At 39.5% G+C, this 15874-nt stretch carries 25 protein-coding genes; 22 read left to right on the top strand and 3 right to left on the bottom strand.

Translation table 11 applies throughout. The features are described 5' to 3' along the window. Positions 1–160: 160 nt before the first annotated feature. The 6 genes from ACXAFM_RS18570 to ACXAFM_RS18545 all read left to right on the top strand — a co-directional run bounded on the left by ACXAFM_RS18570 (position 161) and on the right by ACXAFM_RS18545 (position 3746). Positions 161–556: a hypothetical protein gene (locus tag ACXAFM_RS18570; protein WP_474831693.1), complete on the top strand. Its 396-nt coding sequence runs from the start codon at positions 161–163 to the stop codon at positions 554–556. 112 nt (positions 557–668) lie between these two features. Continuing rightward, a complete protein-coding gene (locus ACXAFM_RS18565) occupies positions 669–893 on the top strand; it encodes a hypothetical protein (RefSeq protein ID WP_474831690.1) in 225 nt (74 codons plus the stop codon). 599 nt (positions 894–1492) lie between these two features. Continuing rightward, complete coding sequence (locus ACXAFM_RS18560) at positions 1493–1687, top strand: hypothetical protein (protein WP_198817837.1); 195 nt, start codon at positions 1493–1495, stop codon at positions 1685–1687. Between the two features lie 158 nt (positions 1688–1845). Beyond that, the gene (locus ACXAFM_RS18555; protein ID WP_474831687.1) at positions 1846–2334 is read left to right on the top strand and encodes a GNAT family N-acetyltransferase; all 489 of its coding nucleotides are present in this window, start codon (positions 1846–1848) and stop codon (positions 2332–2334) included. A 125-nt stretch (positions 2335–2459) separates the two neighbouring features. Beyond that, positions 2460–2891 (top strand): hypothetical protein, encoded by a 432-nt coding sequence (locus ACXAFM_RS18550; RefSeq protein ID WP_474835770.1) that lies wholly within the window; start codon positions 2460–2462, stop codon positions 2889–2891. Positions 2892–3008: 117 nt separating this feature from the next. Continuing rightward, positions 3009–3746: a hypothetical protein gene (locus ACXAFM_RS18545; protein WP_474825405.1), complete on the top strand. Its 738-nt coding sequence runs from the start codon at positions 3009–3011 to the stop codon at positions 3744–3746. 72 nt (positions 3747–3818) lie between these two features. Here ACXAFM_RS18545 and ACXAFM_RS18540 read toward each other — a convergent pair whose 3' ends face one another. The 3 genes from ACXAFM_RS18540 to ACXAFM_RS18530 form a co-directional block, all read right to left on the bottom strand. After that, positions 3819–4136: a CcdB family protein gene (locus ACXAFM_RS18540; RefSeq protein ID WP_474825407.1), complete on the bottom strand. Its 318-nt coding sequence runs from the start codon at positions 4134–4136 to the stop codon at positions 3819–3821. Next, complete coding sequence (locus ACXAFM_RS18535) at positions 4136–4381, bottom strand: type II toxin-antitoxin system CcdA family antitoxin (RefSeq protein WP_474825409.1); 246 nt, start codon at positions 4379–4381, stop codon at positions 4136–4138. The genes ACXAFM_RS18540 and ACXAFM_RS18535 overlap by 1 nt, the downstream gene beginning before the upstream one ends. 141 nt (positions 4382–4522) lie before the next feature. Further along, on the bottom strand, positions 4523–5500 hold the full coding sequence (locus tag ACXAFM_RS18530) for a transposase (protein ID WP_474830461.1): 978 nt from the start codon (positions 5498–5500) through the stop codon (positions 4523–4525). Between the two features lie 405 nt (positions 5501–5905). On the opposite strand from ACXAFM_RS18530, the gene ACXAFM_RS18525 reads away from it, so the two are divergent. From ACXAFM_RS18525 to ACXAFM_RS18450, 16 genes are all read left to right on the top strand, one after another. After that, positions 5906–6115 carry a hypothetical protein gene (locus ACXAFM_RS18525; protein WP_474825411.1) on the top strand — a complete coding sequence of 70 codons (210 nt, stop codon included), beginning with the start codon at positions 5906–5908 and terminating at the stop codon, positions 6113–6115. Between the two features lie 223 nt (positions 6116–6338). After that, entirely contained in the window at positions 6339–6752 is a 414-nt protein-coding gene (locus tag ACXAFM_RS18520) for a DUF4124 domain-containing protein (RefSeq protein WP_474825412.1), read from the top strand. 180 nt (positions 6753–6932) lie between these two features. Further along, positions 6933–7211, top strand: a complete 279-nt coding sequence (locus ACXAFM_RS18515; RefSeq protein WP_474825413.1) for a GNAT family N-acetyltransferase — start codon at positions 6933–6935, stop codon at positions 7209–7211. A 164-nt stretch (positions 7212–7375) separates the two neighbouring features. Next, positions 7376–7966 carry a GNAT family N-acetyltransferase gene (locus ACXAFM_RS18510; RefSeq protein ID WP_474825416.1) on the top strand — a complete coding sequence of 197 codons (591 nt, stop codon included), beginning with the start codon at positions 7376–7378 and terminating at the stop codon, positions 7964–7966. A 106-nt stretch (positions 7967–8072) separates the two neighbouring features. Further along, a complete protein-coding gene (locus tag ACXAFM_RS18505; RefSeq protein ID WP_015067176.1) occupies positions 8073–8543 on the top strand; it encodes an SPFH domain-containing protein in 471 nt (156 codons plus the stop codon). A 478-nt stretch (positions 8544–9021) separates the two neighbouring features. After that, entirely contained in the window at positions 9022–9273 is a 252-nt protein-coding gene (locus tag ACXAFM_RS18500; protein ID WP_474825418.1) for a hypothetical protein, read from the top strand. Between the two features lie 88 nt (positions 9274–9361). Further along, entirely contained in the window at positions 9362–9739 is a 378-nt protein-coding gene (locus tag ACXAFM_RS18495; protein ID WP_474825421.1) for a hypothetical protein, read from the top strand. 65 nt (positions 9740–9804) lie between these two features. Further along, positions 9805–9996: a YHS domain-containing protein gene (locus ACXAFM_RS18490; RefSeq protein WP_458731851.1), complete on the top strand. Its 192-nt coding sequence runs from the start codon at positions 9805–9807 to the stop codon at positions 9994–9996. A gap of 56 nt (positions 9997–10052) precedes the next feature. Continuing rightward, positions 10053–10562 (top strand): AAA family ATPase, encoded by a 510-nt coding sequence (locus ACXAFM_RS18485; protein ID WP_474825423.1) that lies wholly within the window; start codon positions 10053–10055, stop codon positions 10560–10562. An 85-nt stretch (positions 10563–10647) separates the two neighbouring features. Next, positions 10648–11586, top strand: coding sequence for a hypothetical protein (locus ACXAFM_RS18480; protein ID WP_474825425.1), 939 nt, complete (start codon positions 10648–10650; stop codon positions 11584–11586). 133 nt (positions 11587–11719) lie between these two features. Next, positions 11720–12037: a hypothetical protein gene (locus ACXAFM_RS18475; RefSeq protein WP_474825427.1), complete on the top strand. Its 318-nt coding sequence runs from the start codon at positions 11720–11722 to the stop codon at positions 12035–12037. A gap of 65 nt (positions 12038–12102) precedes the next feature. Further along, the gene (locus tag ACXAFM_RS18470) at positions 12103–12372 is read left to right on the top strand and encodes an MAPEG family protein (protein WP_474835860.1); all 270 of its coding nucleotides are present in this window, start codon (positions 12103–12105) and stop codon (positions 12370–12372) included. A gap of 134 nt (positions 12373–12506) precedes the next feature. After that, positions 12507–12731 carry a hypothetical protein gene (locus ACXAFM_RS18465; RefSeq protein ID WP_474825429.1) on the top strand — a complete coding sequence of 75 codons (225 nt, stop codon included), beginning with the start codon at positions 12507–12509 and terminating at the stop codon, positions 12729–12731. A gap of 20 nt (positions 12732–12751) precedes the next feature. Beyond that, entirely contained in the window at positions 12752–13009 is a 258-nt protein-coding gene (locus ACXAFM_RS18460) for a type III secretion system chaperone family protein (RefSeq protein ID WP_474825431.1), read from the top strand. Between the two features lie 77 nt (positions 13010–13086). Next, on the top strand, positions 13087–14133 hold the full coding sequence (locus ACXAFM_RS18455; protein ID WP_474835768.1) for a DUF2157 domain-containing protein: 1047 nt from the start codon (positions 13087–13089) through the stop codon (positions 14131–14133). Positions 14134–14867: 734 nt separating this feature from the next. Next, positions 14868–15839, top strand: coding sequence for a succinylglutamate desuccinylase/aspartoacylase family protein (locus ACXAFM_RS18450; protein WP_474830465.1), 972 nt, complete (start codon positions 14868–14870; stop codon positions 15837–15839). The last annotated feature ends 35 nt before the right edge of the window (positions 15840–15874 follow it).

Below are 15874 nucleotides of genomic sequence, written 5' to 3'. Positions count from 1 at the left end.
CAGTAGGCTCGGTTCCGCTTCGCTACACATTTTAACCAACAATTACTCGCCTCTTAGCAAGGCGTTATGTCCACTTTTAGTGGGTAAGACCAGTTTTACACAGTGTTGTCTGTCCTATGTTAAACAGAGAAGTTAATTAAGGTTTATCTTAAGAGTAATAATGAAAAGACAAAAAGAAAAATCGTTAAAAATGATAAAAAACTTATGGAATGCAACTAAAGCAGGTAGGTTTGTTCGACTTGCTTTTGGTTATGTTGAGCCTGGGTTTGGTGATATAATTGAAGCTTTTGTAAATAAAGGAGTTTTATTCATTTCAGTCGCGCTTCTTTTATGCCTATATACCGACCTTATTTTTGACTTTGGGTATATAGAGGTAGCCAAGTCATTACTAGATATTGTCGTATTATCTGTCGCTATCTATTCAACATTAACAGGCGTTCCAAAGTTTATATGTATGCCCATTATTGCTATTAGGTCGTATTTAGACACAAAGTTATTTTGGAATATAATGCTATCTATTATTTTGGTTGCTTTTCCTTTTATGTACTTTTTCTAATAAAGAGCAGCCAATACCTATGGATGTTTTCTACTGACCGTTCTCAAGTTCTATAGCTTATCCTTTGGGGGCAAAATGGTAAGATACTCTACTAAACAAGACAGGCACGTTTGTGTACTTTGAATTGAATCGTACATTCGCAAAAGTATTCATAAGTGAAAAAGGTGTGGCATTCGGAATAATCCGTGAGGCTTCTCAGCCATTTCCTAGTGCTCTTGCCGAGAGCAAGGTATTGGCAGAAGATGAATCAGGAAACTATTTCATTGAAGTAAATGGGGCGGTTCATTTCTGGGACCACGAAACTAAAGGACTAAATAAGACAGGCATGTTTGTGTAGCGTTAAATACACCGAAATCATCTGCATGTCGATTTGGTGTTTTTAATAAATGATCGAAAAACGACATTACGGTTTTTTCTTTATTTCTCTGTTGGTTATGGTTTAGAGTTGTAAGAAGAAAAAAGGAGAAGTGCCCCAAAATGGTGTGGATTAGCATGACGGTTTGGGGACGAGTAAATTGTTATGTGACTACAAGGAAGAACCATAGTGAAGAGTAAAGATTCGAATTATTGGTTCCCAGCTAAGACTTACGGAATTGGTTGGGGACTCCCAGTGACGTGGCAAGGCTGGGCTATTTTGTTAGTTTATATTGCCGCAATGATTGTCACTGCTTTCTTGCGTTCGCCTACCAGTAACTCCCGCGTTTTTATCGGTTTATCATTTGCGTATACGATCGCATTAATAATCGTGTGTTACATCAAAGGTGAAAGATTAAATTGGCGGTGGGGTAGCAAGCAGTAGTGAAACCGTCACATAACAAAAAAATTAAGTCACTCACTTCGTTCGTTGGGACGCATACATGCGGGGCGGCTTCGCCATTATGCCCCACATGCCTGCGCCCCTTATTTAAAAGTTATGTGCTAGTAGGTTAATTGAAAATGGAAGAACTGAAAGGGATGACAATAAATGAAAGGTTATTTGCCTTAAAAGCAATCGATTCCTTTGATGCAGCTATTAAGTCAAAAGATTGTAAAGCCGCCATCGAAGTTCTTGAGCAATGTGGATTGAGTTATTCGTCAGCTCTTGAAACCGTATCTTCAATTTTTAAAAATCCTAAACGTTACGGGTACTAGTAATTGGCTCAAGGTTTATTATATTTCGCACATAACAAACAAATTATGGCACTCGCTGGCGCTCGCTGGGACGCAAACACGTGCGCGGCTTCGCCATTATTGCACACGTGTCTGCGCCCCATATTTGGAAGTTATACGCTTAAGGAAAATTTTCCACTATGAATATAGAATTAGTGAAAGCCGATTACAAAAACGAAAAGCACGCTGAAGATATTTCGTTTCTATTAAATGAGTACGCTTGCGACCCGATGGGAGGAGGAAAACCTCTCTCGGATAATACAATGGCAAATCTCACTTTAGAGCTTTCCAAAATCCCTCAAGCTTTTAGTGTTTTAATATACGTCGACGAAACTCCTGCAGCTTTGGCCAATTGCTTTGAGGGATTCTCTACCTTTTCTTGCAAGCCTCTTGTTAACGTCCATGATATATGTGTTCACAAAAATTTTAGGGGAATGGGCCTAAGTCAAAAGTTACTCGAAAAAGTGGAATCTATCGCACTCAGCTTAGGCTGTTGCAAAATCACATTAGAAGTATTGAGTAACAATAACGTTGCTAAAGCGGCGTACGAAAAATTTGGTTTCAGTGGTTACGAATTAGATCCTAAAGCAGGTAGTGCGGTTTTTTGGCAAAAGGCTTTGAGCGTATAACAAACAAATTAAGTCACTCGCTTCGCTCGCTGGGACACAAACATGGCGGCTGTGTCACTTCGTTCCGATTATAGCCGCCATGTTTGTGCCCCTTATTTGGGTGTTATAATTTAGGGGTAATTTTAATGAAAAGGGCGTTTCTTACAGTTATCACGGTTAGCCTAATCTTATCTAGCAACTATACGATTGCGAAGACTCTCAAAAGTACAGAGTATGAATTTATTGGACACTGGATTTTCAGTAAGGCAGAAACAATTGAAAGCTTTGAAAATTCAGAAATGAATGAAGAAGAAGTTCATAAATTCTCAAAGATATTAAAAAGTCAGGAAATAGTAATATCTGACGGCCTATATTCTGTTTATCCAAGTAGAGGAAACCCCATAAGAACTCATTTCTCGCTAATAACTCCACCGGATGATGAAGGCTGCTTTGTCCTTCAATTTGAAGACACAAGAATACCACTGGATATACAACAAAATACATTCTGTATCAGAGAGGGGAAACTTCTATTGCCCGCTCCAAAGGGCGCAGAGGAAGTCTATAATAGAAAATTATAACAAACACATTAAGTCGCTTCGCTGGGACAGTAACACGTGGGCTCTGTCGCTTCGCTCGGATTTTAGCCCACGCGTTACTGCCCCTTATGTGGGTGTTATGTTTCAAGTGGATGTCAGATGAAATTTCTCTTTATTCTTGTTCTTTTAGGGTGTGTAGCCTGCACGTCGTTGGGCGCTAAAAAAAATGATGTAGAAAGCAATTTCTTTGTAGGCATCCAAAATGACGTTTTAGTATACGAAGGGTCGATAACTAAGTTTTCGAACCTAACGATTTTTCAAGCATTTGAAAAGTCGAAGGAAAAGCCAAAAAAACTTATTATTTCAAGTTCAGGTGGAGAAATTGGTGCAGGGATGGATCTCGGTGAGTGGATACACAGCAATAAACTAAATATCGAAATAAAAAATCTCTGTTTATCCTCGTGTGCAAACTATGTTTTACCCGCTGGTAATATTAAATACTTGCATAAAGACACAATTTTAATGTGGCACGGAAGTGCTTGGCAGAAACAGTGGGATACCACAGATTCTGACGAATCATTTTATTCTAGCTATTTACCCAAAATGAGAAAAAGAGAAGCTGCTTTTTATCATAGAATAGGAGTAGACAATCTTATTACTGTGTACGGACATAATGAAATGACCATGTGGGATAAATTAAAATCTTTTTTTGGCAAAGATTTAATAGGATGGGATTACAGCTTAGATGATTTAGAGCGATTTGGCATATCGAAAATTATTCTCATAGACAATCATTGGGACTGGCGCGAATATCAGCCTAAAGCTCGCAACGCGATAAAACGGATTACATTAAAAAAGAACTATTCATTTATGCTTCATAGGTTTGAAACAAACTAAACAAGACAGGCATATTTCTTTTCTAGACAGGCATGTTTCTGTATACCCACCTATCTGAGTTGTTATTGAAGGCTATATTCCAGTAATAGCAAAGTCTATTGCACCTATTAGCAATTCGCGGGATTGCGCTAAAGAACCGATGCAGTCTTTTAGCACATCTTCGGGTATGGAACTCAGTTGTTGAGCCAGGAATAGGTACGTCTCGCCTTCGAATTCTATCTCCGGTGTTAGGTTTTTCATATAAAGACTATTTCTAGTCTTATTCTTTATCAGAGGTACAACTAACCTTGTTGCTAACTGGTCAATTACAGAGTTCTGAACATCTACAAGAAAGGGGTAAGCTTTATTTGTTTTTGAGCTTGGGTTTCTGTAAACATCAAACTGTGCCATTAGAAGTTCCTGTACTCATCACCTATACAGCCGTTTTCAGCAATAAACTCGTTGTACGCAGCGATGGCAGCTTTGTTTTCTTTTTTCCATCTTTCTTCTTCAACGCTTTTTAACTTGTCTTTAAGTGCCTGTTCTAACGTTGCAGATAGGTTAACTTTTAAGTCACGAGCTTTTTGCAATAAGTCGCTATTTAAGCTTAAGTTAGTCGCTTTTTTTGGGGCATGGACGTCATATAAATCTTGCATGTTATCACTCCAAATAGTCTTATATATTTAGTATACGCATGCGGATGCGCATTGTAAAAATGCCTTCTACTTAACGAGGCAGAAATCTTTGTGCAGAAATATACATTTTGTGTCCGTCTTGCTATCTACTAACCGGTAGAGCTAACCAAGTAAGCGCATTGCACTTTGTCGACCTTGCACACGTTGCTGATGTTGATTCTGCGCGTATTGCTCTAAATGAGTCACCTTGCCGGCGGCGTGCTTAAAGCAGGTTTCAAACTGCGTGGTTAAAGTTATCCAATGTTCGTGTTCAATATTGAGACGCTCTAGAATAGGGGGGAGGTTATTCTGAACCTTGCCGCGTTTATTTGGATGAATATATCGGCTGGTTATATCTACAAGCTGTAAGTAGTCTGGAAGAGTAAAAGGTAAACCGTGTGGCATCTCTTGCCTTGGATTGCCTGCAAAAGGCATAAGTCTTTTCGGTGTTTTGCCTACCTTGGCTGCGTTAATACGGTATTGAATGCTGGTATGGTCCGATATTTCAGGCGTTTTGGCCATCTTTGCTCGTACTGGGTTTAAATCAACATAAGCCATACAGGCGGCAAGGGCTGACTCATCCAGTAGCGCTTGCGATTTAAACCGTCCTTCCCAAAAATGCCCTGTGCAGTTGTCTTCTTTATTTGCGGCCCTAGCAATATATTCATTCAGTGCACGCATAAACCAGCTGATATCAAATAGCCTTTTACGCCATACTTCAGCCGTTATCTCCACCGTCTTAATTTGGGTTTCATGTAATTCTTTACGTGAATCTGCTGACATGTAGCGCTTCGAGAGTAATGTGCCCTTGTACAGTTTGTGCCAACGTTGAATCACGTCCTCTGTACTTAGTGCGTCTGCTTTCTCTTTGTTTACGTGTAATACCAAGTGCGTATGGTTACTCATTACTGCATAAGCACATACATCAATGGCGAACACCTCACTTAGAACATGAATACGGTCTTCTACCCATTGGCGACGATGTTCAAAACTTCTATCGTTTTCCTCGCCACATAAAAAGGCACGACGTACACAGCGGGAAATACAGTGATAATAGGGCGTATCCGATAAACTAATTTGCGACTTTCGGGCTTTAGGTATTGCAACTGTCTTACTCTGATTAACTCGTTTAGCAGTTTGAATGGGGAGTTAGATTTAAGAAAGTGTACGAGGGGACAGTTTTGATTTTTCTAGTTATGCCTGTCATGTTAAGTTTTCTAGATAGCAACTCAGATGATTTTTCTAGTTATGCCTAGCCCCAAACAAGACAGTCATGTCTGCATTTTATGTCTGCATTTTCACCTCGCGGTTACCATACAGCCATGGAAATAATATTTGGCAATATTTATCACCGCTAAGAGCATGTCTTTTCAAAGCTGGTTTTTCGTTGTTTAACGGCTTTCAATAGTTTAAGGTAATTACGAGATTAAGGAACAAGTCCCCAGTATTACTAAAAAAATTATTATCTGGGTGACCTATAAACTAACAGTTTTACAAGGAAAAGTTATGCGAAACAAAATATTTGGTGCTATAGGCGCGTTATGGGGTGGTGCTGTTTTTTTTAATGGAATTTTAAGTCAACCACAGCAAGGGGCCTCGGCGTACCAGGCTGGCCAAACCGGTGCATTGATATTTGGTGGACTAATGCTTGTTGTAGGGCTCTACTACTTTTTTAAAAAACCAAAACAAAAAGCGCTAGATGCAGAAACGGAATAAAATTCAAACATTTCGTTAGACCCCTCCCAGAAAAGTTGAGTTAATGATGGGAGGGGCATCCTCATCACCTCAGCAATGCTTGACAAAAGAATGCTTTCACGCCAATTGGTTTTAATCTTTAAATAGCTAAAGGTACCTCTTTCTCCGGTTATCATCTCAGACTATTTTCAATCTTTTAAGTTGTACGAAGCTTAGATGATATGAGGGAATTGAAACAATTAATATGAAATACGTTGTTATTACTGCACTCTTTCTTTTTTCTACCCCTGTGTTTTCTCAAGTTTACAAATGTAAATCACAGAGTGGCGCTCTCAGCTTTTCTGACAAACCTTGTCAGAATGGGGAGGTTCAAAGAAAGTTGTACGAAAAAATAAAAAACACAAACTGGATAGAGAATGTTAAGGCACAAAAAGCATCTACAATTTCTATAACAGAAGTGGCCGAAATCGAAGGGGAAACCATTATCAAATATGCCTTCGAATCGCAGAGAGATAGTAACGATTTCGTTAGGCTTGTTAGTACATTAAGTAAAATGAATGTAGAGCTTTTTAAATTCGGCCAACTAAAAAATAGTGAAGCTGGCAATGCGGAAGTTAGAGTAACAAACAAGCCAAATAAACTATTCGACAACCTTTAACCCTACTTGTGCTCAAAGACGCTTATTTTAAATTAAAGCAACAATATCGATTAAACAAACGATTAAACAAGACAGGCATCTTAGTGATGCATCGTTTATTTTAGTCTCGCTAGGTATGATGTACTTTTTGGAAACCTTGTATGCTTAACATCATACAACTAATCAGACATGGAAAGTGATATGTGGTTTAAAGACGTAGAATTAGAATCTGAAAATATAACGCTTACTCCCTTAACAATGGCACATGCTGACGCTTTAGTGAATGCAGCGATGGACGGTGAATTGTGGAAGCTATGGTTCACATCAGTACCTAACGCTGAAACTATTAGTGATTATATTGCGACAGCACTAGAGCAGAAAAGCAAAGGGCTATCGTTACCCTTTGTCGTGATACAAAAAGCGAGTGGGAAGGTTATTGGCTCAACGCGCTTTTGTAATGCTGACCTTATTAATCAGTAAGCAAAAATAGACAGGCATGTTTGCGAGGGAACGTACGGGCGGGTTAGTTTGCCCTTTAGAGCATTAATTAATGCATCGCTTGTTATTGTCTCGCTAGGTGTAACGTACTTCCTGGAATCATTGTATGCTTAGCAACATACAGTCAGAAATACATGGAAAGTGAAATGTGGTTTGAAGATATTGAGTTAGAGTCTGAGAATATAAAGCTCACTCCGTTAACGATGGAACATGCAGACGCTTTAGTGAACGCAGCAAGCGACGGTGAATTGTGGAAACTATGGTTCACCTCTGTACCAAACGCTGAAATCATAGATGACTATATTACGACAGCATTAGAGCAGAAAGCTAAAGGGCTATCGTTACCGTTCGTGGTTATAGACAAAGCGAGTGAAGAGGTTATCGGCTCAACACGCTTTTGTAATGCTGACCTTTTAAATCAAAGGGTGGAAATTGGTTACACCTGGTACAGCAAAAGCTATCAGAAAACATCATGCAATACCGAATGTAAGCTACTTCTTCTTACCCACGCTTTTGAAAGTCTCGGAGCAATCGCTGTAGAGTTCAGAACAAGCTGGCATAACCAAGTTTCACGTAATGCTATTGCGCGTTTAGGTGCTAAACAGGATGGTGTGCTAAGGAATCATCAAAAAATGCCAAATGGTGGTTATAGAGATACGGTTGTGTTTTCAATTATTAATACAGAGTGGCTAGCTGTTAAAGAGAACTTAACTTTTAAGCTCTCAATGCGTTGCTAGCACAACATGCAATATTAAATAGGCAATTAGGGTTACATTTTTATAAAGTAAGCAATCACGCCTCTAATGTTAAAACGTTAAATAACAATAAAAAGCAGGAGAGAACATGCACCCAAATAGACATGCTATAGCTTTCGGAAGTCTAGTATTTTTGGTGGTATCAGTTGTATTAATTATTGCTGCATTATTTTGGGGTTGGCCAAAATACAAAGTATATAAAAAAGAGATGGACGGTATTGCCGCACTAAAAGAAGCAGAGTGGAGCAAACAAATACTGATTGAAGAAGCCAAAGCTAGAGAGCAAGCAGCCCTGATGCAGGCGAAAGCGAGAGTAACATTGGCTCAAGCAGAGGGTGAAGCGAAAATTGTACAGGCTAAAGCTGAGGGACAAGCGGATATCGAGCGTGCAAAAGCTGCTGCTGAGGCTAATAGAATCATCGGTGAATCTCTTAAGGGAAATGAAGAATACCTTCGTTACGTATGGATTAAGGGGCTTCAAGATGGAAAGGGTGAACGCATCTATATTCCAACCGAAGCTGGCCTTCCAATACTTGAAGCGGGTAAAGCAGGGAATTAATCGTTGGCAGTAGCTAAAAAATGTAATTCTGCCGTTTGAAATTGGTGTGGGGCCGCTAGAGCTCTTGGCTGTTCGCAGTTGGCTTATAAATTATAGAACAAACAGCAAGGATGAAGTCATGAGCAGACACAATTTTTCAAGTTATACCATTGAAGAATTATTAGACTGTAAGCAAAATATTGATGACTAAATAAGACAGTCACTTTTATGTGTTTTTGTATTTTTAGTGGTGTTCATGTCCGTTAGCGATAATGCCTGGGTAATTATTTGGATAGTTCCGATTCAGCTTTATTTTGACTATCATTATGCTGCCTTGAAATCCTTGGGCGATACGAGTACTTTGGATGAACGGTAAGAATGCCTGTACTGCTATAGCTATTTGTTTAAACCTACACTTACGGTACTTCTGACAGGTATACTTTAAGCGTTCTAAGTAATACATTTAATTTGTAAATTGAATGAGAAAAAAGGAATGTACATGCCAATTAAGAAATGGATTTTTCAGTACAGTATTGCTTTTCCCATATTGTCTGCTTTGTTTTCTAGCGTTCAATATATTAAAGGTCAAACAGTTTCTTACTCTGTAACATTTGGACTAACCTGGGCCGTTATTTCCATAGCCATATTTGCCACTCGTCGTGCATACAATTTTAAAAAGAACATCGACTGCCAGTTGTGTAACGACTTAAACGGAAAAGACGCGCAGCGAAAAAAGAGCTTCTTGTTGTGAAAGGGTGATTCACGATATAAGCGTTAAAAAAGCGCATGCTTTTCGTCGAATTTTTACTCTGCAAGATTAAAAGGATTTAGGTTTATATATGAACAGTAGAATCGCTTTGTTAGCGTTTAACACTCTAGGTGGTGCCATACTTTCATTAACTGCTTTCATAGCCGGTGGCGGGGCCACGTCATCTCTTAATTTATTATATTGGGGCATATTGCCCGGTTTGCCTTTTATAGTACTTGCTGTTTTAGGGGCCTTTAACAATAAACTGAGCCAGCGAAGCCTTCTCTTTATGACTTTAGCTGCATTGTTAGTGACATCTGCTAGTTACGGGCAGGTTTTTGTGTTTGTTGGTGGTGGCGCGAATATTGGTGCTGGCCTTATGATTTTATACAGCCCAATTGCTTATATAGCCGCTATATCAATTGGATGGGCAATCGGCGAACTTTTTCATTTTAATCATGGTAAGTAGTGAATCTTGCGATCGTTCATTTGGAATTTGAAAGCAATGTGGTAAGTACCTTTTAAGGAAAAGCAATGGAGCCCATTAACAAGTTCTGCCCTCGATCTGGCAAACCAGTAAAACCTGATTCGCTAACCGAATATCGTGGCTATACGGTAGGCTTTTGTAATCCTGGGTGTAGCAGCGATTTTGCTAAAAACTTCCAAGCAAGCCCGAACGATACTCAGTATTTTGATGTGCTAATAAAAGAAAAGTTTGGGAAATAAACACTTGCTAACTTACTTCTAACAAGTGCTAAAGGGCTTTAAGAAGGGACAAAGATTTGACTAAAATTTTAATATTTGGAAATTCCGGTTCTGGCAAATCTACGCTAGCGCGCCGTTTGTGTGAAACTCAAGGTTTAGCGCATTTAGATCTCGATACCCTTGCATGGAAACCCACTAGCCCGCCAGAAAGAAAACCGGTTAAAGAGTCGGATCAAGAGATACAGGCTTTTACCGCTTCTAATGAGACTTGGGTAATTGAAGGGTGTTACACAGACCTGCTTAAGCTTGTAGAGGGGCAGTCTTCAGAAATTATATTTATGAACTTACCCATTGAGTTGTGTATTGCTAACGCGAAAGCACGACCTTGGGAGCCCCATAAATACGATACCAAACAAGCGCAAGATAATAATTTACCTATGCTGATAGACTGGATTGCCCAATATACAAAAAGAGACGATACGTTTTCTTATACTGCACACCAGCAGTTTTATGAAAACTATAGTGGTCATAAAAAAATGGTTACTAAAAATGAAAAAAGCTGGTATTTCGGTTTAGCTAGCATTTAAGAACAAGTACAGCTTTTGCTTAAATTTCTTTATTAATAATATCCACAATTCTTCGCACAAAAAACATTGCCAAAGGAAGGCCAGCATGAAAACTATTTTGTTCGTTTTATTTTTATTACCTTCTTCTTTTTGCTTTTCTGATGAGTTACCCAGTGAATTTAAAAATGATTTGATCTACCTAACACCAAAGCTTACTGATGGTACAACTATTACTTTTTTTACGGATACAGGTGGCGGGTGGAATGCGATTTCTAAAGAACTGAGTGATAAATACCATTGGCATACACAGACAAAAGAAGCCGAAGATGGGCCTATCGAGGTTACTTCTATGCCTCAGTTTGATAAATCTGTTTCTATACCAGGTGCAGGTCTTAATAATTGGTGGAAAGGCAAGTTACAAGTTGTGCCAAAAGGGGATATTAGCCGGAATGGAATGAGCGACGGGACCTTAGGTGGGCGCTGGCATGCTGAAAAGATTATTGAATTCGATTACCCCAATAAGAGCATATCTGTTTTAAATGAAGCACCTCTATCAGACACATTAATAACCGTACCATTAGGGTTTCAGAAAAATGAAGAAGGGCAATACACGTTAGCATTCGCTAGTATTGATATTTCAGTGGATGGAAAATTAATTCCCATGCTTCTAGATACAGGTGCGTCAGCATGGCCTTCAAGTGAAGCAGCAACTGTCGCAGGTTTACCAGAAGTACAAAGTGGAACGTCCTTTATAGCTGCTTCTATATTTGATGAATGGACGAAAGCTCACTCCGATTGGTTAGTGATTGAAAACGGATGCCGAGTTTCAAACCAAGATATGATTCGCGTTCCGGCTATAACCGTTGGTAAATCGACGATAGGGCCTGTATGGTTCACGCGCAGACCCGACCCTAATTTTCATCAATTTATGTCTTCTATGATGGACAGGCGAATTGATGGGGCACTAGGTGGGTCTGCACTGAAGTATTTGCGCATTGTTGTCGACTATCCTAACGAGCAAGCATATATTCATAGTGCCATTTGAAAGCAAATTTAGCTTTGCCATCTCAAGACGGCTGTAAATAGGCTCCAAAAAAGCACAGACGACGAAAGTTTTCGTTTAAGACGAAACGTGGTACTTTCAAACAAAAAGCGATACACAAATTAAAAGGATATCTATGAAAAGTTGGACTTCTCTTCTCTTAATTGGCGTTCTAGTTGCTGGTTGTGCTTCTACAAGTAAGAAATCAGCGGATCTTGGTAAAGGCTTATTGATTATGTCTACGGATACCAGCTATATCGTTGCTGGTACACAGATTGACAAAGACAACGGCGCGGCATTGATGTCCGCCCTTGATAATACCGGGCATAAAAAGCTAATAGTGATTGAAAAAGATATAGAGCATCTTTTAACGCTGCGAGAACAGTTCAAAACAAAGGGGTATTCACTTTTCTACATAGACAGCGAACGCCGAGTTAAAGCCGTTTCTTTATAGGCGAAGTTTATAATACCTATATCACGTAGCAGTTATGAGCACACTTCTCACTCCCTTTTCACACTATTCAGCCTAAAATCAGCGCAAACCTAAGCAATCAATTCGAGTGGCCAATATTTTTTTACATTGCCAGTGTATTGCTTATCGCAATGGATGAGCCAATAGACAGTGTGCAAATCTACTTGGCTTGGGTATTTGTAATTGGCAGAGTGTTGCACAGCATTGTTCAAATATTTACCGACAATATTAGATTGCGTGGTATGGTGTTTATCATCAATTTTGTCGCTGTGTTGGCTATGTGGGCCTTGATTTTTATTGGTGAAATTGGCATGTAGTCTCGCCGTTAGACGAACCAGAATACCAAGTAAAGGGCGTCGTTAGCGACAAAATTAAAAGACAGCGACTGTTTAATAAAAGCACCGTTTAGTAAAAGCACTATTTAGTAAAACCAACAAAGAGCATTAATGTTATGGAAGACGTTTTAGAACCGCTGGGCCGCTTTGTACTTCGAATACTCAAGTGGATAGTCGTAGACGCTATCATTAACTTCGTGATAACTGGTACAGGCCATGTGGTGCTTAAGCTTCTAACCTTTGGCAAATATCCGCGAGCGGGTAGAGACGAAGGAAGAACTTTCGCTGTTGGTTTTGTTAGCTTAGCCGTTGGTTTGGTCTGCCTTGCGCTGATTGCTTAATTTTACAAAAGGGTATAACAATGAACATGGAAAAGTGGGCAAAAACGCGAGAGAAAGGCAAACAGCGCTTTGTTTTAGTAAACGGTGTTTTAGGGTGGGGCGTACCTACTGCCATCCTCTGGGCCTTACTAATGGAATTTCTTGACCCATTAGAAAATGTTTGGGTGCGCCCAATCATCGCTTTGATCATTTTTCCCATTGCAGGTATCGCTTTTGGCCACTTAACGTGGAACAAGTCTGAGAAAACTTACGAAAAACACGCAACTAATACTCTGTAATTTCTCCAGGCTGGTTTTTTACCTGTAACCCAGTAAAGTAAAAGTTCTAATTTCTACAAGCTAAATCAGAGAAGTACATGGAAGTATCGAAAGCAAGTATTCAAAAAGCAGTAGCGAAAAATATTATCTCTGAACAGCAGGGCGTTGAGCTCTACAGCTTTTTTCAGGCAGAAAGCCAGCATACTCCTGCTTTCACTTTTACCCATATTCTCTATTACCTGGGCGGCCTTATCGCTATTGGCGCCATGACTTTGTTTATGAATTTAGGGTGGGAACAGTTTGGGGGCCTGGGGATAATCTTCATATCATTGCTCTACGCTGGTGTAGGGATAAAGCTTACTAACTCTTTAGCAAATAAAAACCTTATTATTCCTGCCGGTATTTGCGCAACCTTTGTAGTGTGTTTAACACCGCTTGCTATCTACGGTTTTCAACAGTGGCTTGGCCTTTGGCCCGAGAACGATGCAGTCTATCGTCAGTTTCATACACGCGTTAAATGGCTGTGGTTATACATGGAACTAGGCACTTTAGTGACTGGCTTAATCATAGCTTGGCGGTACAAGTATCCGTTTTTGATAATGCCTATTGCAGTAACACTGTGGTACACCAGTATGGATGCTGTCATGCTTTTCATCGACCAAGGCGATATATGGAACTCTCATACGTGGGAATTTCGCGCACAAGTATCCATGTACTTCGGCATACTTATGACCCTATTGGCTTTTTGGGTTGACTTACGGTCAAGGCACTCTGCCGACTACGCATTTTGGTTATATTTATTCGGTATTATTGCGTTTTGGGGCGGGCTTACTAGCCAAAACTCAGACAGCGAACTTTCAAAGTTTTTCTATTTTTGTATAAACCTAGTCATGGTAGGGCTAGGCGCATTATTGGTTCGAAAAGTATTTGTGATATTTGGTGCGTTAGGTAGCTGTTTCTATTTAGGGCACTTGGCCTCGAATGTGTTTAGAGACAGTTGGCTTTTTCCTGTTGCTTTAACGGCTATTGGTTTAGGCGTGGTGTATGTAGGAATATTGTGGCAAAAACATGAAGTTAAGATTACGCGCAAAGCCCGTAATGCTTTGCCAAAGCCGCTTCAGGCACTTTTAGATAGTAAGCTTTAAATAAAGACTGTCTGATGATTAAGCTCCATATGGTTTCAAAAAGTACAAATTTAAGATGTACGTATTAAAATTTATCGTACAAACTCTGTGATCTATTTAATCAGATTTCACAAATAAATGTTAAAATTAGCCAACAAAATAACGATTAGGGAATGACATGGACTTTCTTTTTAATGTACTGATTTGGGTCGGCGTGGTTATTTTTGCCATTTTTATTATCGGCTTTATGGCAGCAGCTAAGTTAAACAAAAGCCAAGATGGTAATAAGAAGTAGACTACCACAAAGTTGCTTTTTATGAAGGTAGGCTAAGTCATCAAAAAACTACACTTCTTGTAAACTATTTAGGTTTCCTTGCATCATTCGTGCTGCTGATTACTTCTAAAACTCTACATTTGTTATCTATGATGCGTCATGCAGAGAAGCTTTACATGTAACGATAGCTCAATTACATACGCTAACCATGTTTTTTGTGCACCCACCCATAGAGGGGATATTAATGCTCAGAAACTTCGTTAAAAAATCAACGATACGTCGCTAAATTTGTTAATATGTCAAAAAAATGATGGCTATTGTCATCATATCATTGCATCACTCGTTTGTTTCTGGCTAACTATCGCCATTTTTATCTACGGTATTAATTATGTTATTCAAAAAGAAAGCGGTCAGCGCTTTATGTTCTTTAATTATCAGTTTTACAAGCTTTCAAACTTTCGCAAACGCGCCATATGAGTTAATGGGAGTGACTACTGAAACTGGAGAAAAGCAGTCTTATGTAGCAGTGAAAAACGATGTTACCTTGCCTGTAACCGTTATTAACGGAACGAAAGAGGGGCCCGTTTTATTACTTACCGCTGGAGTTCACGGCGACGAGTATCCGTCAATGTTCGCTTTGCAGCAACTGAAGAAATTGATAAAACCGAATGAGCTAAGCGGTGTGTTGGTACTAGTACACTTGGCGAACGTAGAAGGATTTCATGCTCGTCTCATCGCACTAAATCCTAAGGATTATAAAAACCTTAATCGTGTGTTCCCTGGAAGCGAAAACGGTACGCACACTGAACAAATAGCAAACATTCTTACAAATGAATTCATAGGTAAAGCCGACTACCTGATTGATATGCACTCGGGTAGTAATAACGAAACTCTTCTTAATCATGTGTATGCCCCATTCGTTGGCGACGAAGAACTTGATTCACGCACTTTAGCGCTCGCCAAAGCAACAGGCATGCGCCATGTTGTTCTCTATGGAGATCGTCCGCGCGATCCAGAAAATGCTATTTCTTATCCTAATGCAGCAATGACGCGAGGTAAGCCTGGCTTAACCACTGAAATTGGTCATCGAGGTTTATCAAACGAAGAGTTTGTTTTAGAGGCAATCGACGTTGCTAAGAATTCTATGCGATTTTTAGAAATGCTGCGTGGAACGCCAAAAGAAAATAAAAAGCCAAGTGTTTATGAATCAGTAACACCAACTCCTGTGACTAAGGACGGTTTCTTTATTGCAAGCGTAAAGGTGGGTAATTTTATTGCTGAAGGTCAAAAGGTAGGTACTGTTACCGATTATTTCGGCAATGTAATCGAAGAAGTATTCGCAGCGGTATCTGGGCGCATAATGATAGTAAATAAAACGCCACCGGTGAGAGCAGGAGAGTCAGTGGTAAGTATTGGGGTTATTGCGAAAAAAGATAAGCGTAAAAAAAGATAAAAGCTCAACTTTCCAAGCTTTAGGGTGAATAAAAA

The sequence above is a fragment of the Alteromonas sp. ABD4_190 genome (assembly GCF_056160105.1).
This window is presented reverse-complemented; position numbering and strand designations above follow the sequence as displayed.

Coding starts and splice junctions, on each gene's coding strand:
- ACXAFM_RS18570 (WP_474831693.1), top strand. CDS start 161: ATGAAAAGACAAAAAGAAAAATCGTTAAAAATGATAAAAAACTTATGG.
- ACXAFM_RS18560 (WP_198817837.1), top strand. CDS start 1,493: ATGGAAGAACTGAAAGGGATGACAATAAATGAAAGGTTATTTGCCTTA.
- ACXAFM_RS18555 (WP_474831687.1), top strand. CDS start 1,846: ATGAATATAGAATTAGTGAAAGCCGATTACAAAAACGAAAAGCACGCT.
- ACXAFM_RS18550 (WP_474835770.1), top strand. CDS start 2,460: ATGAAAAGGGCGTTTCTTACAGTTATCACGGTTAGCCTAATCTTATCT.
- ACXAFM_RS18545 (WP_474825405.1), top strand. CDS start 3,009: ATGAAATTTCTCTTTATTCTTGTTCTTTTAGGGTGTGTAGCCTGCACG.
- ACXAFM_RS18540 (WP_474825407.1), bottom strand. CDS start 4,136: ATGGCACAGTTTGATGTTTACAGAAACCCAAGCTCAAAAACAAATAAA.
- ACXAFM_RS18535 (WP_474825409.1), bottom strand. CDS start 4,381: ATGCAAGATTTATATGACGTCCATGCCCCAAAAAAAGCGACTAACTTA.
- ACXAFM_RS18525 (WP_474825411.1), top strand. CDS start 5,906: ATGCGAAACAAAATATTTGGTGCTATAGGCGCGTTATGGGGTGGTGCT.
- ACXAFM_RS18520 (WP_474825412.1), top strand. CDS start 6,339: ATGAAATACGTTGTTATTACTGCACTCTTTCTTTTTTCTACCCCTGTG.
- ACXAFM_RS18515 (WP_474825413.1), top strand. CDS start 6,933: ATGTGGTTTAAAGACGTAGAATTAGAATCTGAAAATATAACGCTTACT.
- ACXAFM_RS18510 (WP_474825416.1), top strand. CDS start 7,376: ATGTGGTTTGAAGATATTGAGTTAGAGTCTGAGAATATAAAGCTCACT.
- ACXAFM_RS18505 (WP_015067176.1), top strand. CDS start 8,073: ATGCACCCAAATAGACATGCTATAGCTTTCGGAAGTCTAGTATTTTTG.
- ACXAFM_RS18500 (WP_474825418.1), top strand. CDS start 9,022: ATGCCAATTAAGAAATGGATTTTTCAGTACAGTATTGCTTTTCCCATA.
- ACXAFM_RS18495 (WP_474825421.1), top strand. CDS start 9,362: ATGAACAGTAGAATCGCTTTGTTAGCGTTTAACACTCTAGGTGGTGCC.
- ACXAFM_RS18490 (WP_458731851.1), top strand. CDS start 9,805: ATGGAGCCCATTAACAAGTTCTGCCCTCGATCTGGCAAACCAGTAAAA.
- ACXAFM_RS18480 (WP_474825425.1), top strand. CDS start 10,648: ATGAAAACTATTTTGTTCGTTTTATTTTTATTACCTTCTTCTTTTTGC.
- ACXAFM_RS18475 (WP_474825427.1), top strand. CDS start 11,720: ATGAAAAGTTGGACTTCTCTTCTCTTAATTGGCGTTCTAGTTGCTGGT.
- ACXAFM_RS18465 (WP_474825429.1), top strand. CDS start 12,507: ATGGAAGACGTTTTAGAACCGCTGGGCCGCTTTGTACTTCGAATACTC.
- ACXAFM_RS18460 (WP_474825431.1), top strand. CDS start 12,752: ATGAACATGGAAAAGTGGGCAAAAACGCGAGAGAAAGGCAAACAGCGC.
- ACXAFM_RS18455 (WP_474835768.1), top strand. CDS start 13,087: ATGGAAGTATCGAAAGCAAGTATTCAAAAAGCAGTAGCGAAAAATATT.
- ACXAFM_RS18450 (WP_474830465.1), top strand. CDS start 14,868: ATGGGAGTGACTACTGAAACTGGAGAAAAGCAGTCTTATGTAGCAGTG.